Origin of the sequence: Streptomyces liangshanensis, assembly GCF_011694815.1 — a bacterium.
GTDB classification, from domain to species: domain Bacteria; phylum Actinomycetota; class Actinomycetes; order Streptomycetales; family Streptomycetaceae; genus Streptomyces; species Streptomyces liangshanensis.
In genome coordinates this window covers 960,506-974,848 of sequence record NZ_CP050177.1, presented here as the reverse complement: position 1 = coordinate 974,848, position 14,343 = coordinate 960,506, and the positions used below count along the sequence as shown (strand labels likewise).

Sequence of the window (14,343 nt, the reverse complement as noted above, 5' to 3'; positions counted from 1 at the left end):
CCCCTAGGGCACAGCCCGTCAGGGCGTGGACGACGGAGACCCCAGCACAGCAGAAGCACCACTGCACGAAGGGGAAGCCATGACAGCGACGACCGACGGAAGCACCGGGGCCGTGGGACCCCGCGCAGCCGCGGCCAGTGAACCGACCGACACGACCACCGCCGCGGCGGGCGACCTCCTGGTCGCCGCCCGGCGGGCCACCGCACGATCGGTCGAGCACCTGCTCGGCCGGCAGGACGCCCAGGGCTGGTGGAAGGGCGACCTGGAAACGAACGTCACCATGGACGCCGAGGACCTGCTGCTCCGTCAGTTCCTCGGGGTCCTGGACCCGCGCACCACCGAGGCGGCGGGTCTGTTCATCCGGGGCGAGCAGCGCGCCGACGGCACGTGGGCCACCTTCTACGGGGGCCCGGGCGAACTCTCCGCCACCATCGAGGCGTACGTGGCCCTGCGGCTCGCCGGGGACAGCCCGGACGACCCGCACATGAAACGCGCCGCCACCTGGGTACGGGAGCAGGGCGGCATCGCCGCCGCCCGCGTCTTCACCCGGATCTGGCTGGCCCTCTTCGGCTGGTGGAAGTGGGACGACCTCCCCGAGCTGCCACCCGAACTGATCTTCTTCCCCAAGTGGTTCCCCCTCAACATCTACGACTTCGGCTGTTGGGCCCGGCAGACGATCGTGCCGCTCACCATCGTCTCGGCGAAGCGGCCCGTGCGGCCCGCCCCCTTCGCCCTGGACGAGCTGCACACCGACGCCGACGCCCCCAACCCGGTCAAGCCGCTGGCGCCGGTGGCCAGTTGGGACGGCATGTTCCAGCGTCTCGACAAGGTCCTGCACGCCTACCACAAGGTGGCGCCGCGCCGGGTGCGCCGCATCGCGATGAACGCGGCCGCCCGCTGGATCATCGAGCGGCAGGAGAACGACGGTGCCTGGGGCGGGATCCAGCCGCCCGCCGTCTACTCGGTGATCGCCCTGCACCTCCTCGGCTACGACCTGGACCACCCGATCATGCGGGCGGGCCTCGAATCGCTCGACCGGTTCGCCGTGTGGCGCGAGGACGGCGCCCGGATGATCGAGGCCTGCCAGTCCCCGGTGTGGGACACCTGCCTGGCCACCATCGCCCTCGCCGACGCGGGCCTGAGCCCGGACCACCCGGCGCTGGTGAAGGCGGCCGACTGGATGATCGCCGAGGAGATCTCCCGGCCGGGGGACTGGGCCGTACGCAGACCCGAACTGGCCCCCGGCGGCTGGGCCTTCGAGTTCCACAACGACAACTACCCGGACATCGACGACACCGCCGAGGTGATCCTCGCGCTGCGCCGGGTCAGGCACCCGGTCCCGGCGCGGCTCGACGCCGCCGTCGAGCGCGGTGCCCGGTGGACGCTCGGCATGCAGTCCAGGAACGGGGCGTGGGCGGCGTTCGACGCCGACAACACCAGCCCGTTCCCGAACCGGATGCCGTTCTGCGACTTCGGTGAGGTCATCGACCCGCCGTCCGCCGACGTCACCGCGCACGTCGTGGAGATGCTGGCGTACGAGGGCATGGCCCAACACCCGGACACCCGCCGGGGCATCGAGTGGCTCCTCGCGGAACAGGAGGCCTCCGGCGCCTGGTTCGGCCGCTGGGGCGTCAACTACGTGTACGGCACCGGCTCGGTGGTCCCCGCGCTGACCGCCGCCGGGCTGCCGGTCACCCACCCCGCGATCCGCCGGGCCGTCCGGTGGCTCGAATCCGTGCAGAACGACGACGGCGGCTGGGGCGAGGACCTGCGCTCGTACCGTGAGGAGAAGTGGATCGGGCACGGGGCCTCCACCGCCTCCCAGACCGCGTGGGCGCTGCTGGCGCTGCTCGCGGCCGGCGGCCGGGAGAGCCGGTCCGTCGAGCGGGGCGTCGCCTGGCTCGCCGAGACCCAGCGCGAGGACGGTTCGTGGGACGAGCCGTACTTCACCGGCACCGGCTTCCCGTGGGACTTCTCCATCAACTACCACCTGTACCGGCAGGTCTTCCCGCTCACGGCTCTCGGCCGGTACGTCAACGGAGAGCCCCTGGCCAGCGGCGCGATCAGCCGCAAGGGGAGCTGATGGAACGCTCCTCCGGGCTGCTGATCGCCTGCGCCCTGGGCATCGAGCGGCTCGCCCTGCGCAGCGGCGGACGCGCCGACGCGCCCGGTCCGGTGACCGTCCTGCGGACGGGCATGGGGCCCAAGAACGCCGAGCACGCGGTGGCCCGCGCGCTCGGCGAGGCCCGGCACAGGGACGCGGCCGTCATCGCGTCCGGCTTCTGTGCCGGCCTCGCCCCGGGGATGAACCCCGGGGACCTGATCGTCGCCGACGAGACCCGGGGAGCCGGTGGCTCCACGCCCTGCACGGCCACCGAGCTGCTCGTCGAGGCGCTGACCCGCGCAGTACCGGGACACGCGGTCCACACCGGACCGCTGACCGGCTCCGATCACGTGGTGCGCGGCGAGGAACGTGTCGCGCTGCGCACCACCGGGGCGGTCGCGGTGGACATGGAGTCCGCCACGACACTCCGTACCGCTCTGCGTGCCGGACCCCGTCCGGTTGCGGCCGTCCGGGTGGTCGTGGACGCCCCGGAGCACGAGCTCGTCCGTATCGGCACGGTGCGCGGTGGAATATCAGCTTTCCGCGTTCTTCGTGCCGTCCTTCCAGCTTTTTACGAATGGCACCGTTCTTTGCTGCTCCCCAGGAGGTGAGCTAGATGGCCATGCCGCTTCGCCAGACCATCAGGGTCGGGACTTATCTGGCCGAACAGAAGCTCAGGAAGCGGGAGAAGTTCCCGCTGATCGTCGAGCTCGAACCCTTGTTCGCCTGCAACCTGGCCTGTGAGGGCTGCGGCAAGATCCAGCACCCGGCCGGCGTGCTCAAGCAGCGGATGCCCGTTGCCCAGGCGGTCGGCGCGGTGCTGGAGTCAGGGGCGCCGATGGTGTCCATCGCCGGCGGCGAGCCGCTGATGCACCCACAGATCGACGAGATCGTCCGGCAGCTGGTCGCCAAGAAGAAGTACGTCTTCCTGTGCACCAACGCGATGCTGATGCGCAAGAAGCTCGACAAGTTCACTCCCTCGCCCTACTTCGCGTTCGCGGTGCACATCGACGGGCTGCGGGAGCGGCACGACGAGTCCGTCGCGAAGGAGGGGGTGTTCGACGAGGCGGTGGAGGCCATCAAGGCGGCCAAGGCCGCCGGTTTCCGGGTGACCACCAACTCGACCTTCTTCAACACCGACACCCCGCAGACCATCATCGAGGTGCTCAACTACCTCAACGACGACCTGAAGGTCGACGAGATGATGATCTCGCCCGCGTACGCCTACGAGAAGGCCCCCGACCAGGAACACTTCCTGGGTGTCGAACAGACCCGGGAGCTGTTCAAGAAGGCGTTCTCCGGCGGCAACCGCAAGCGGTGGCGTCTCAACCACTCGCCGCTGTTCCTGGACTTCCTCGAAGGCAAGGCCGACTTCCCCTGCACGGCCTGGGCCATCCCGAACTACTCGCTCTTCGGCTGGCAGCGCCCCTGCTACCTGATGAGCGACGGGTACGTCCCGACGTACCGGCAGCTCATCGAGGAGACCGACTGGGACAAGTACGGGCGCGGCAAGGACCCCCGGTGCGCCAACTGCATGGCGCACTGCGGCTACGAGCCGACGGCCGTCCTCGCCACCATGGGATCCCTCAAGGAGTCCCTGCGGGCGGTCCGCGAGACGGTCGGCGGAACACGCTGACCCAGGCGGGAGCACACTGACGGAACGCTCCGCCCACCGCCGCCGGCCCGTCCGGCGGCGGTGGGCCGGGGCGCCCTCGCCGGGGTGAGGGTGTGGTGGGCCGAGAAGCAGGGGAGAGGGGGCTCGATCGTGTCGATCTTGGAGGGAATCCGGGGGCCGCACGACGCCGGCCACCAGAGCTACGTGCACAAGCTCCTGACGGGCCGTCAGGACTTCTCCAAGCTGCGCGGCAAGGGCGGGCTGTCCGGCTACCCCTCCCGCGCGGAGTCCGACCACGACGTCATCGAGAACTCGCACGCGTTCACCGTGCTGGGCTGGGCGGACGGACTCGCCAAGGCCAACGAGGTGCGGGGGAAGGACGACCACGTCGTCGCCGTCATCGGCGACGGGGCGCTCACCGGTGGCGTGGCCTGGGAGGCGCTGAACAACATCGCCGCCCCGCGCGACGCCGGCCAACTGCGGGCCCAGCTGCGCCAGGCCGTCGCCGTGGACGACGCGCCGACCGTCGTCCGCTTTCCCAAGGAGTCCGCCGGCGAGCCGGTGCCCGCGGTGGCGCGCGTCGGCGGCATGGACGTCCTGCGCCACGCGGACGACGCCGACGTGCTGCTCGTCTCCCTCGGGGCCCTCGCGCCGGTGTACCTCGCGGAACGCGGCATCCCCAGCACCGTCGTCGACGCCCGCTGGGTGAAGCCCGTCGACGTACCGCTGCGGACGTTCGGCATCCCGGAACAGTTCCTCTCCCACGCCAAGCGCAGTGAGGTGCCGGCCGACATCGGCCTCACACCGGTGGAGATCGCAGGACGGATCAGCGCCGTCCTGGCACACAAGGAGACCAACGCATGACCAAGGGCTTCGACCTGACACGGCTGCTCGCGGAGCGCGGCGCCGAGCGGTACGACCTGCACACGAAGCACCTCAACCACCAACTCCCGCGCATGCTCCACACCATCGGCTTCGACCGGGTCTACGAACGCGCCGAGGGCGCCTACTTCTGGGACGCGGACGGCAACGACTACCTGGACATGCTCGCCGGATTCGGGGTGATGGGGCTCGGACGCCACCACCCCGTCGTACGGAAGGCGCTCCACGACGTCCTCGACGCCTCGCTCGCCGACCTCACCCGCTTCGACTGCCAGCCGCTGCCCGGGCTGCTCGCCGAGAAGCTGCTCGCCCACAGCCCGCACCTGGACCGGGTGTTCTTCGGTAACAGCGGTACGGAAGCGGTCGAGACCGCGCTCAAGTTCGCGCGGTACGCCACCGGGCGCCCCAGGATCCTGTACTGCTCCCACGCCTTCCACGGGCTCACCACCGGCTCGCTGTCCGTCAACGGCGAGGACGGCTTCCGGGACGGCTTCGCGCCGCTGCTGCCCGACACGGCGATCGAGATGGGCGACCTCGACGCGCTGGAGCGCGAGCTGAAGCGCGGCGACGTGGCCGGGTTCGTCGTCGAACCCATCCAGGGCAAGGGCGTGTACGCGGCCCCGCCCGGCTTCCTCCGGGGCGCGCAGGAGCTGCTGCGCCGGTACAAGAGCCTGCTCATCGTGGACGAGGTGCAGACCGGCCTCGGCAGGACCGGCGACTTCTACGCGTACCAGCACGAGGACGGCGTCGAGCCCGACCTCATCTGTGTGGCCAAGGCGCTGTCCGGCGGGTACGTGCCCGTCGGCGCGACCCTCGGCCGGGACTGGATCTTCAAGAAGGTCTACTCGTCCATGGACCGGGTCCTCGTCCACTCGGCGAGCTTCGGCTCCAACGCGCAGGCCATGGCGGCGGGCCTGGCGGTCCTGTCGGTGATCGAGGACGAGCAGATCGTGGCCAACGCCCGGGCCACCGGCGACCTCCTCAGGACGCGGCTGTCCGCGCTCGTGGACCGCTACGAACTGCTCCACGACGTGCGCGGGCGCGGGCTGATGATCGGGATCGAGTTCGGCCGGCCCAGCTCGATCAAGCTGCGGGGACGCTGGACGATGCTCCAGGCCGCCCGCAAGGGTCTCTTCGCCCAGATGGTGGTCGTCCCGCTGCTCCAGAAGCACCGGATCCTCACGCAGGTCTCCGGCGACCACCTCGAAGTGATCAAGCTGATCCCGCCGCTGACCATCGGTGAACCGGAGGTCGAGCGCTTCGTGGATGCCTTCACCGCCGTCATGGACGACGCGCACGGGGGCGGCGGGCTCATGTGGGACTTCGGCAGGACGCTGGTGAAGCAGGCCGTCGCGAACCGGTAGGGGCCCGGACTCCGGCTGCTGCCTGGATGCTTTTGCCTCGGAGGCAAAAAAGTTGCCTCCGGGGCACGTTCCTGGCGCAATGGAGGCATGAACACGCCTGAGGGCGCGGCTCCCGGCCGGTCCGACGCGCCGCCGACCATCCTGCCGGAAGTGCTCCCCGATGTCGCCCCCCGCCTGCGCGAGCTGCGGCGCGACCGCCGCCTCACGCTGGAGACCGTCGCCGCGCGGGCGGGTCTGTCACCCGCCCACCTCTCCCGGCTGGAGACCGGCCGGCGCCAGCCCTCGCTGCCGATGCTGCTGGCCCTCGCCCGCATCTACGGTACGACGGTCTCCGACCTGCTCGGCGAGGCGCCCGCCGAACGCGATCCCGTCGTCCGCGCCGGACGCCAGGAACCGGTCGAGGCCGACGGCTGGACGTACCACCGCGCGGGCGGCTCGGGCCGGGCCATGCAGCCGCTGCGGGTCGTGGTGCCGTACGGCGCGCAGGGCGACCTCGTGCGCGTGCACCCCGGGGAGGAGTGGCTGTACGTCCTCGGCGGGCGGCTGCGGCTCGGCCTCGGGGACGCGGTGCACGTCCTCGGCCCCGGGGACAGCGCGCACTTCGACTCGCTCACCCCGCACCGCCTCGCCGCCGCCGACCCCGGCGGGACCGAGCTGCTGTTCGTCCACACCCTGCTCCAGAGCCCCACCGCCGATCTCCACTGACGGCCTTCGAGAAAGGTTCGACACCATGCCGGAGAACAATGTGCCGCAGAACAAGAGGAACTGGACGCTGCCCCGAGGGCTGGTCATCCGCCTCTTCGCCTACCTGATCGCCGGACACCTCTTCGCCGGCTTCCTCTACCTGCTGTTCAGCGTCGGGTCCTAGGACGCGTCGAGCAGGCCCTCGCGCAGCCGCTCCCGCGTCTCCGGGGCGAGTCCGAGGCCCTCGGACAGGTAGCGGTCGGTGGAGCCCCAGGTGGTCGTGATCGTGTCGAAGGCCGCCTCCAGGTACGCGGCGCGCGCGTCGAAGAGCGGGCCGAGCAGCTCCATCACCTCCGCGGACATCCCGGCGGGTGAGGTGTCACTGCGGCGGACCTTGTAACGGCGGCTCGGCTCGTTCGACTTGAGGTAGTCCTCCTCGATCGCGTCGCGCTCCACACCGACCGCGAGCAGCGACACCGCGACCGACAGGCCCGCGCGGTCCTTGCCCGCCGCGCAGTGCATCAGCGCGGGCACGTTGTTGTCGGCGAGCGCGTGCAGGACCCTGCTGTGCTCGGCCGTACGCTCCCGGATGATCGTGCGGTACGAATCGACCATCCGGGCCGCCGCCTTCCCGTCGGCGAGGAGCGACCGCAGCTGGCCGAGGTCGCCGTCCCGCACCATCCGCCAGAACTCGGCGCCGTCCGCCGGGTCGGTCAGCGGGATGTTCACGTTCCGTACCCCGGGCAGCTCGACGTCCTCCCCGTCGAGACGCACATCGGCCGCGTTGCGGAAGTCGAAGACGGTGTGCAGACCCAGCGACGTGAGGAAGGCGGCGTCGGCCGGGGTGGCCCCCGCGAGGTGCCCGCTGCGGTAGAGCCGCCCGTACCGCACCTTCCTGCCGTCCGTGGTCGGCAGCCCGCCCACGTCGCGGAAGTTGCGTACGCCGGTCAGCTCCGGCTCGACCGGCGGCACGTGCGGCAGATTCTGGGTCACGGGCTGCTCCTCCGTGTCTGCCGTCGGCGCGGCTCGCCGACGATGTCGACTGCGACCTTACGACATGGCCGCCCGGGCAATTGATCGCATCTGTCCGTATTGAGGGATTGCAACCAACCTGCCCCGGTCAAGGGGGAGATGGGCTCCTATCCGTGAGCAGGATCATATCCGTGACGGTGCGTGGCGGTCAGCGGAAACGGAATTACGACGTCAGAAGGAAAGCGAAGATCGCATATCCACGCAGGGTGACCGGAAAGGCCGGAAGATATCGGAGCGTGCACGGGAGAGGGGAGCCGGCGGCTTGTACCGGCCGTCCGCGGCGGCTTACGTTCACCCTCAATCCGAGCGGAACGCCTAATCCTGCCGCCGCCCGGAATTCGCACCCACCCACCATCCACGCGTGGCAGGAGCGGGGGACCCAGGTAGTACGCCGTTCCGTTTCCGCGGACGGCTAGGGGTGAAGTCGCGGAGCAACCGCGACCGGGCATCTCCAGCCCGAACCCGACAGCTCACCTCGTAGGCGCCGGAGAGGAATTCACCATGCCCGCGAAGGGTAAGCACCGCCGTCCCAAGAAGAACCCGATCACCCGAGGATTTGTCCTGGCCGGGACGGGCGGAGCCGCGGTCGTGCTTCCGCTCGTCGGCGCCACCGGGGCCAACGCCGCACCGGCCGCCGCCGGATCCGTCACCGCGTCCGCCGCCCAGGCCGCCCCCGTGTCCCTCGTCCGGGCCGCCGGGACCTCCGGCGCCTCCGGGACCGCCGCGACCTACTCCGTCGTCCCCGGCGACTCCCTGGCGAAGATCTCCAGGAAGAAAAAGATCGCGGGAGGCTGGAAGAAGCTCTACGCGGACAACAAGCGCGCCGTCGGCTCCGACCCGTCGCTGATCCACCCCGGCCTCAAGCTGACCCTCCGCACCCAGGCCCGCGCGGACGACCGCGCCGAGGCCCCCACCACGGCCTCCCGCTCCGCCGAGCGCACCGCGCCCAAGAAGGAGGCCGCGCCCGCGGCGAAGGCCGCCCCGGTCGCCGAGAAGGCGTCCTCCGCCTTCACGCTGCCGGTCGACGGCATCGCCATCGGCACGCCGTACCACGCCTCGGGCAGCAACTGGTCCAGCGGCTACCACACCGGTGTGGACTTCCTGGCGCCCTCGGGCACCGTGGTGAAGGCCGTCGGCGCGGGCACCGTCGTGACCGCCGGTGACGGCGGCTCGTACGGCAACCAGGTGGTCGTCCGGCACGCGGACGGCATGTACTCGCAGTACGCCCACCTGTCCTCGATCGCCGTCTCCGCCGGACAGACCGTCAGCGAGGGCCAGCAGCTGGGGCTCTCCGGCGCCACCGGCAACGTGACCGGCCCGCACCTGCACTTCGAGATCCGCACCGGTCCCGACTACGGCTCGGACGTCGACCCGCTGGCCTTCCTGCGGGACCAGGGCGTCACCGTCTGATCCCCTCCGGGTTCCTTCCGCCCCGCTCCGGTGATTCCCTTTCACCGGAGCGGGGCTATTCCCGTTTGGGCCAAACTTGACCGATGGGGTATCTCACCCCGCGTCAACCACTTCTTACGGTCGCGTAGGTCACATCCCCGGGTGAATCATGTCCTCCTGTGGGAGACGATTCGAGAACAAGAAGACGTGGCACATTCGGGTCGTACGCAGCGCTCGGTGACAGTTTCACGGAGGGCGTGGGGGATCCGGGACCGGACGGGACCTATGTGGGCTGGGCGGACCGGCTGGCCGTTCTGCTCGCCGACCAACTCCCCGCCGCGGGCGGGCCGGAAAAGGACGCGGACACCGTCCACGGCGATTTCAGGTACGCGAATCTCGCGATACGGGGCCGGCTGCTCGACCACATCGTCGCGGAACAGATTCCGCGGGCCCGTGAACTCGCCCCGGACCTGGTGACCTTCTGCGCGGGCGGCAACGACATCATCCGGCCGGGCTCCGACCCCGACGACGTGGCCGAGCGCTTCGAGCGGGCCGTCGCCGACCTGACCGGCGCGGTCGGCACGGTCATGGTGACCACCGGCTTCGACACCCGGAACGTACCGGTGCTGCGGCATCTGCGCGGCAAGATCGCCACCTACACCGCGCACGTCAGGTCCATCGCCGACCGGTACGACTGCCCCGTCCTCGACCTGTGGTCGCTCAGGTCCGTCCAGGACCGGCGGGCCTGGGACAGCGACCGCCTCCACCTCTCGCCCGAGGGCCACACCCGGGTCGCGCTGCGCGCCGGGCAGGTGCTCGGCCTGGACGTGCCCGCCGACCCGGACCAGCCGTGGCCGCCGCAGCCGCCGCGTGGCACGTTCGAGGTGCGGCGCGACGACATCCACTGGGCCAGGGAGCACCTCGTGCCGTGGATCGGGCGGCGGCTGCGCGGCGAGTCGTCCGGTGATCATGTGGCGGCCAAGCGTCCGGACCTGCTGCCGCTCAAGTGCTGAACGGCCGGGATCCGCTCCAGGACGCCGCCCGCGAACACGTCGTACAACGGCAGCGTCTCCAGGTGCACATAGCCGATGTGGCAGTCGCACACGGCGAGCGGACAGCCCCGGGGGCCGAGGGCCGCGCGGTACGAACCGTCGTACAGGTTGCCCAGTTCGGCGCGGACGAAGTGGCAGCGCCGTACCGTACCGTCGCCGTCCACGGAGATCACCGACTCGCCCGTGCGGCACGGCAGTCCGGCCGAGCGGTGCGGATGGCGGCTGTACGGGAACAGCGCGTCCAGCTCCGTCCAGCGGGCGGCCTCGTCGTCGCCGTACGTGTGCCCCTCGGCCGCGTTGATCCAGAGGTAGACGTGCTCCGGCAGCTCCGCCCGGAGCCGGCGCGCGTGCTCCAGGTGCTCGGGCAGGCCGACGACACCGACGCTGAACCGCACGCCGAGGGCCGCCAGGTCGTGGCACTTGGCGAGGAACCGGTCGTAGGGCGTCTGTCCCGGGTGGTACGTGCACCACAGGGCCAGCTTCCCCGGATCGGCGTCCGCGAGCCAGTCGGTGCGGCAGCTCAGGTTCGTCTGGACGGCCACCCGGCGGATGTGCGGCAGGTGCGACAGCTCGGTGAGCGTGCGCCGGTACCAGGACCGGACCAGGCTCTCGCCCCACGGGGTGAAAAGCACCGACAGCCGGTCGTCCGTGGACTCCGCGGCCCAGGAGGCGAACCGGTCGAGGGCGGTCCGGTCGGCGAGCAACTGGGCCCTGCTGTCCCGCCGCTTGGCGAACGGGCAGTACGGGCAGTCGTAGTCGCAGGACGCGAGCGGACCGCGGTAGAGGATCGTCAGGTCCATCGCGGGACTCATTTCAGCGCGTACGCGGCCATGGCGGCCCGTACGGCGGGGGAGAAGAGCGCCGGGCCCAGCGCGTCGGAGTGCGCGAGGCCCTCGGGGGAGAGCCGCAGCAGGCCGGGGCCCGCGCCCGCGTCGAGCCAGCCGTACGCCTCGAACCGGGCCAGCTCGGCGGGGAAGTCATCGGCGGGACCGGTGCCGAACCGCGCCACGTAGTCGGCCGTCTCCATGCCCCGCGCCTGGAGAAGCGACTGGAGCAGGTGACGGCGGCGGGCCTCGTCGCCGTCCCCGTCCATCCGGTGGCCCACCTCGGCGCGGGAGAAGTCCCGGGTCCCTGTGTAGGCGTCGATGATGGTCCGTATCTCGCGCATCTCGACCGCGTAGTCGAACGAGTAGTGCAGGCGCGAGGTGTACGAACGGGCGCCGCAGCCCAGGCCGATCATGCCGTCCGTCTGGCAGGCGTGGTCGCCGGGCCCCTCGGCGGGGGATCCCGGGCGGCGGAACATCCGCATCGACACCTGCTCGTACCCCTCGGCGAGAAGGTGGTCACGGCCCTGCCGGTAGAGGCGCAGCCGCCGCGCGTCCCACGCGCCGTCGTCCTCCGCGCGGTCGCCGTCGCCGCCCGTCCTGCCGAGGCCGGTGAGCGGGCGGACGTACAGCGGGTACAGGTACAGCTCCTCGGGGAGCCAGGCGAGCGCCGCGTCCAGGGAATGACGCCAGGACCGCTCGGTCTGGCCGTCGATGCCGTAGATCAGGTCGATGTTGAGGACCGGGACGCGGGCGTCGCGGATCCGGCCGAGGGCCGCCTCGACCTCGGCGCGGCGCTGCGGGCGTACCGCCGCCCTCGCCTCCGCGTCGACGAAGCTCTGGACGCCGATGCTCAGCCGGGTCGCGCCCCGGTCGGCGAGGACCGCGAGCCGGTCGGCGGTGGCCGTCGAGGGGGACGTCTCGACCGAGAGGGGAACGGCCCGCAGATCGGCGCCCGTCCGCTTCTCGGCGATGTCGCACAGCCGCTCCAGCTCGCCCGCGTCGAGGAAGGTGGGCGTGCCGCCGCCGAACGCCGCCGCGGCGAACCGCACCGGTTCGGCGTCACCGAGCGCGTCCCGTACGGCGCTCGCCTGCCGGTCCAGCGCGTCGAGGTAACGGGTGGTCAGTTCGTCCGGCGCGCCGATCCGGGTGAAGAGATTGCAGAAGCCGCACCGCACCTCGCAGAACGGGATGTGGACGTAGAGGGAGAGCGCGTCCTTGCTCTCGCCCGCCCACTCGTCGGCCAGGACGGGCCGGTCGGGGAGCGGACGGTACGCCGTCTTGTGCGGGTAGGCGTACACGTAGCTCTCGTAGGGGCGTGGTCGGTGCTGATCGGTCATGAGAGGGCCCCCGGTTCCAGGAAGAAGTGTGCGTACGGCACGGTCCAGACGCTGTCGTGGCCCAGCCGGTGACCGGTCCAGCCGTCGTCCCCGTACGCCGTGCCGTGGTCGGAACAGACGATCGTGAAGCAGCGACGGCGGCTGCTCGCGGCGGCGAAGAGCCGCCCGATGTGCCGGTCGACGTATTCGAGGGCGGCCGCGTGCGTGGCCCGCGAGTCACCCGCCTCGCGCGTGGCGCCCGGCAGGTGGAACCAGTTGGGCTGGTGCAGCGCCGCCACGTTGACGAAGAGGAACAGCCGTCGCTCGGCGGGCAGGGCCGCGACGACCTCCTCGGCCCGGGTGACCTGAGCCTCGAACGAGGTGGGCGAGGGCACCCCGAACTCCGGCTCCCAGTGGCTCTCCTGGAACAGGCCGGGGAGGACCGAGCCGAGCGCGCCCCGCCGGTTGAAGAACCCGACCCCGCCCACGCACACCGTGCGGTAGCCGGCGGCGGCCAGGCCCGACACCAGGTCCGGGGTGTCGAACACGAAGGTGCGGCCCGCGGTGGACTCGCTGCCCGCGAAACGCGCGGCGAACAGCCGCGGGTGCGGGCCCGGGGACGCGGGGGTGGGCAGGAACCCGGCGAACATCGCCTGGTGCGAGGCGTAGGTGAAACTGCCCGGCGCGTGCCTCTTCTCCCAGCGTCCGCCCGGCAGGTGCCGGGCCAGGTGGGGGATCCGGCCCGCCTCGGCCAGCTCCCGCGCCACGTCGAAGCGCAGGGTGTCCAGGGTGACGAGGAGCAGGTCGTCCCGGCCCACGACGTCGTTCATGTCGGGGTCCGTGGCCCGGTCCGCGCCGGGGGCCGTGGCAGGCCCGGTGTCCGTGCTGATGTCAGGCGCCGACACGGGCCCGCCCTCCTTGTGCTCCGGGGGCGTCCGCCAGTGCGGCGACCTGCGCCCCGTACGTGTCCAGGCCCTCGGCCCCGCTGCCCGGCAGCCCGGTCAGGCGCGGCAGGAGGTCGCCGAAGGCGTTCACTTCGCCGACCGCGAAGCGCCGCCAGTTCGCGTAGGGCAGCAGGTCGACGCCGACGCAGTGGGTGCCGGGGAAGCAGGCCGCCGCCCGCTCACAGACCGAGAGCGCCTCGTCGAGGCCGGTGCCCGCCGCGGCCATCGCGGCGCGGGCCGCGTCGAGATCCCCCCTGGCCCCGCCGAGGTGCAGATTGGTCATGGGCGAGCGGCTGGTCCGGACGACGGCGTGGGTGGCGCGGCCCGCGACCACGACGACCCGCAGGTCGGCCATCCGGCCGTCCTGCCCGGCCTTGGGGAGCCACCGCTCGATGTGCAGACCGTCGGGCGCGAGGGTGTCGACGATCGCCGCCACCTCCTTCTCGGTCCCGTAGGTCCGCACGCGGAGCGAGTTGAACAGCCGCCCCTCGGCATCGCGTTCGACGGAGGTGGTGGCGCGGACCCGGCCCGGTCCTGCCGTCTCGACGGCCAGGACCCCGGACGCCGACGAGCCGTGCGCGAGCTTGACGAAGGCCCGCCGCAGCCCGGCGTCCGCCATCCGGGCACGTACGTCGGCCCAGCCGGACACGGCGGGGGTGGCGGGCCCGGAGGTGGCCCCCGAGGCGGCCCCCGAGGTGGGGGAGAGCGGGACGGGCACGTCGGCGCGGTCCAGCACACCGTGGCAGAGCCGCTTGTCGAAGAGGACCGCCAGCTCGCCCGGATCGTCCAGCACGGTGGCACCGGCGGCCGCCGCCGCGCGCGCCAGCGAGCCCGCGGCGGCCGTGAAGCGCCCGTACCAACGGGCCGTGCCCTCCACCCGGGTGGGGTCGTCCGCGCCGCGCAGCAGCGACTCCACCTCCAGGTCCTCACCCGGCGAATCGATCCGTACGGTCTCTCCCGCCGCGAACCCGGCCCGCGCCACGCCGTCCGCGCGCAGCACGTCGCGCCAGGCCACCACCCGGGCGGGCGGCAGCGCGGCGGCCCGTACCGCGTCCTGGAACAGCGTGACGCGGCGGTTGGCCGGATTGCCGACGACAACCAGACGCGGCGAGCGCGGGGAGTCGGGGGGCATGG

14 protein-coding genes and 1 riboswitch are annotated in these 14,343 nt (G+C 71.8%); of the genes, 9 read left to right on the top strand and 5 right to left on the bottom strand.

Going from position 1 to position 14,343, the window contains the following annotated elements:
• The first annotated feature begins 79 nt into the window (after window positions 1-79).
• From shc to HA039_RS04260, 7 genes are all read left to right on the top strand, one after another.
• Window positions 80-2,083 carry a squalene--hopene cyclase gene (gene shc / locus HA039_RS04290; RefSeq protein WP_167023984.1) on the top strand — a complete coding sequence of 668 codons (2,004 nt, stop codon included), beginning with the start codon at window positions 80-82 and terminating at the stop codon, window positions 2,081-2,083.
• On the top strand, window positions 2,083-2,715 hold the full coding sequence (locus HA039_RS04285) for a phosphorylase family protein (RefSeq protein ID WP_167023981.1): 633 nt from the start codon (window positions 2,083-2,085) through the stop codon (window positions 2,713-2,715). The genes shc and HA039_RS04285 overlap by 1 nt, the downstream gene beginning before the upstream one ends.
• 5 nt (window positions 2,716-2,720) lie before the next feature.
• Window positions 2,721-3,740, top strand: coding sequence for an adenosyl-hopene transferase HpnH (hpnH, locus tag HA039_RS04280; RefSeq protein WP_167023976.1), 1,020 nt, complete (start codon window positions 2,721-2,723; stop codon window positions 3,738-3,740).
• Between the two features lie 129 nt (window positions 3,741-3,869).
• Complete coding sequence (locus HA039_RS04275) at window positions 3,870-4,583, top strand: 1-deoxy-D-xylulose-5-phosphate synthase N-terminal domain-containing protein (RefSeq protein WP_243869134.1); 714 nt, start codon at window positions 3,870-3,872, stop codon at window positions 4,581-4,583.
• Complete coding sequence (locus tag HA039_RS04270) at window positions 4,580-5,965, top strand: aspartate aminotransferase family protein (RefSeq protein ID WP_167023973.1); 1,386 nt, start codon at window positions 4,580-4,582, stop codon at window positions 5,963-5,965. The genes HA039_RS04275 and HA039_RS04270 overlap by 4 nt, the downstream gene beginning before the upstream one ends.
• Window positions 5,966-6,052: 87 nt before the next feature.
• Window positions 6,053-6,670, top strand: a complete 618-nt coding sequence (locus HA039_RS04265; RefSeq protein WP_167023969.1) for a helix-turn-helix domain-containing protein — start codon at window positions 6,053-6,055, stop codon at window positions 6,668-6,670.
• Window positions 6,671-6,695: 25 nt separating this feature from the next.
• Window positions 6,696-6,833 (top strand): DUF6126 family protein, encoded by a 138-nt coding sequence (locus HA039_RS04260; protein ID WP_167023966.1) that lies wholly within the window; start codon window positions 6,696-6,698, stop codon window positions 6,831-6,833.
• On the opposite strand, the gene HA039_RS04255 is transcribed toward HA039_RS04260, so the two are convergent.
• A complete protein-coding gene (locus HA039_RS04255) occupies window positions 6,830-7,642 on the bottom strand; it encodes a tyrosine-protein phosphatase (protein WP_167023963.1) in 813 nt (270 codons plus the stop codon). The genes HA039_RS04260 and HA039_RS04255 overlap by 4 nt on opposite strands.
• 374 nt (window positions 7,643-8,016) lie before the next feature.
• A riboswitch (cyclic di-AMP (ydaO/yuaA leader) is annotated at window positions 8,017-8,180 on the top strand.
• A 2-nt stretch (window positions 8,181-8,182) separates the two neighbouring features.
• Between HA039_RS04255 and HA039_RS04250 the strand changes: the two genes are divergently transcribed.
• Window positions 8,183-9,091 carry a M23 family metallopeptidase gene (locus HA039_RS04250; RefSeq protein WP_167023960.1) on the top strand — a complete coding sequence of 303 codons (909 nt, stop codon included), beginning with the start codon at window positions 8,183-8,185 and terminating at the stop codon, window positions 9,089-9,091.
• Window positions 9,092-9,249: 158 nt separating this feature from the next.
• Window positions 9,250-10,083, top strand: coding sequence for an SGNH/GDSL hydrolase family protein (locus HA039_RS04245; RefSeq protein WP_167023957.1), 834 nt, complete (start codon window positions 9,250-9,252; stop codon window positions 10,081-10,083).
• Here HA039_RS04245 and HA039_RS04240 read toward each other — a convergent pair.
• The 4 genes from HA039_RS04240 to HA039_RS04225 all read right to left on the bottom strand — a co-directional run bounded on the left by HA039_RS04240 (window position 10,038) and on the right by HA039_RS04225 (window position 14,341).
• Entirely contained in the window at window positions 10,038-10,922 is an 885-nt protein-coding gene (locus HA039_RS04240) for an STM4011 family radical SAM protein (RefSeq protein WP_167023954.1), read from the bottom strand. The two genes, HA039_RS04245 and HA039_RS04240, sit on opposite strands and share 46 nt — an antisense overlap.
• 8 nt (window positions 10,923-10,930) lie before the next feature.
• On the bottom strand, window positions 10,931-12,286 hold the full coding sequence (locus tag HA039_RS04235; RefSeq protein ID WP_167023952.1) for an STM4012 family radical SAM protein: 1,356 nt from the start codon (window positions 12,284-12,286) through the stop codon (window positions 10,931-10,933).
• Complete coding sequence (locus tag HA039_RS04230; RefSeq protein WP_167036177.1) at window positions 12,283-13,095, bottom strand: STM4013/SEN3800 family hydrolase; 813 nt, start codon at window positions 13,093-13,095, stop codon at window positions 12,283-12,285. Before HA039_RS04230 ends, HA039_RS04235 begins: the two co-directional genes overlap by 4 nt.
• A gap of 61 nt (window positions 13,096-13,156) precedes the next feature.
• The gene (locus tag HA039_RS04225) at window positions 13,157-14,341 is read right to left on the bottom strand and encodes an STM4014 family protein (RefSeq protein WP_167023949.1); all 1,185 of its coding nucleotides are present in this window, start codon (window positions 14,339-14,341) and stop codon (window positions 13,157-13,159) included.
• Window positions 14,342-14,343: the final 2 nt, after the last annotated feature.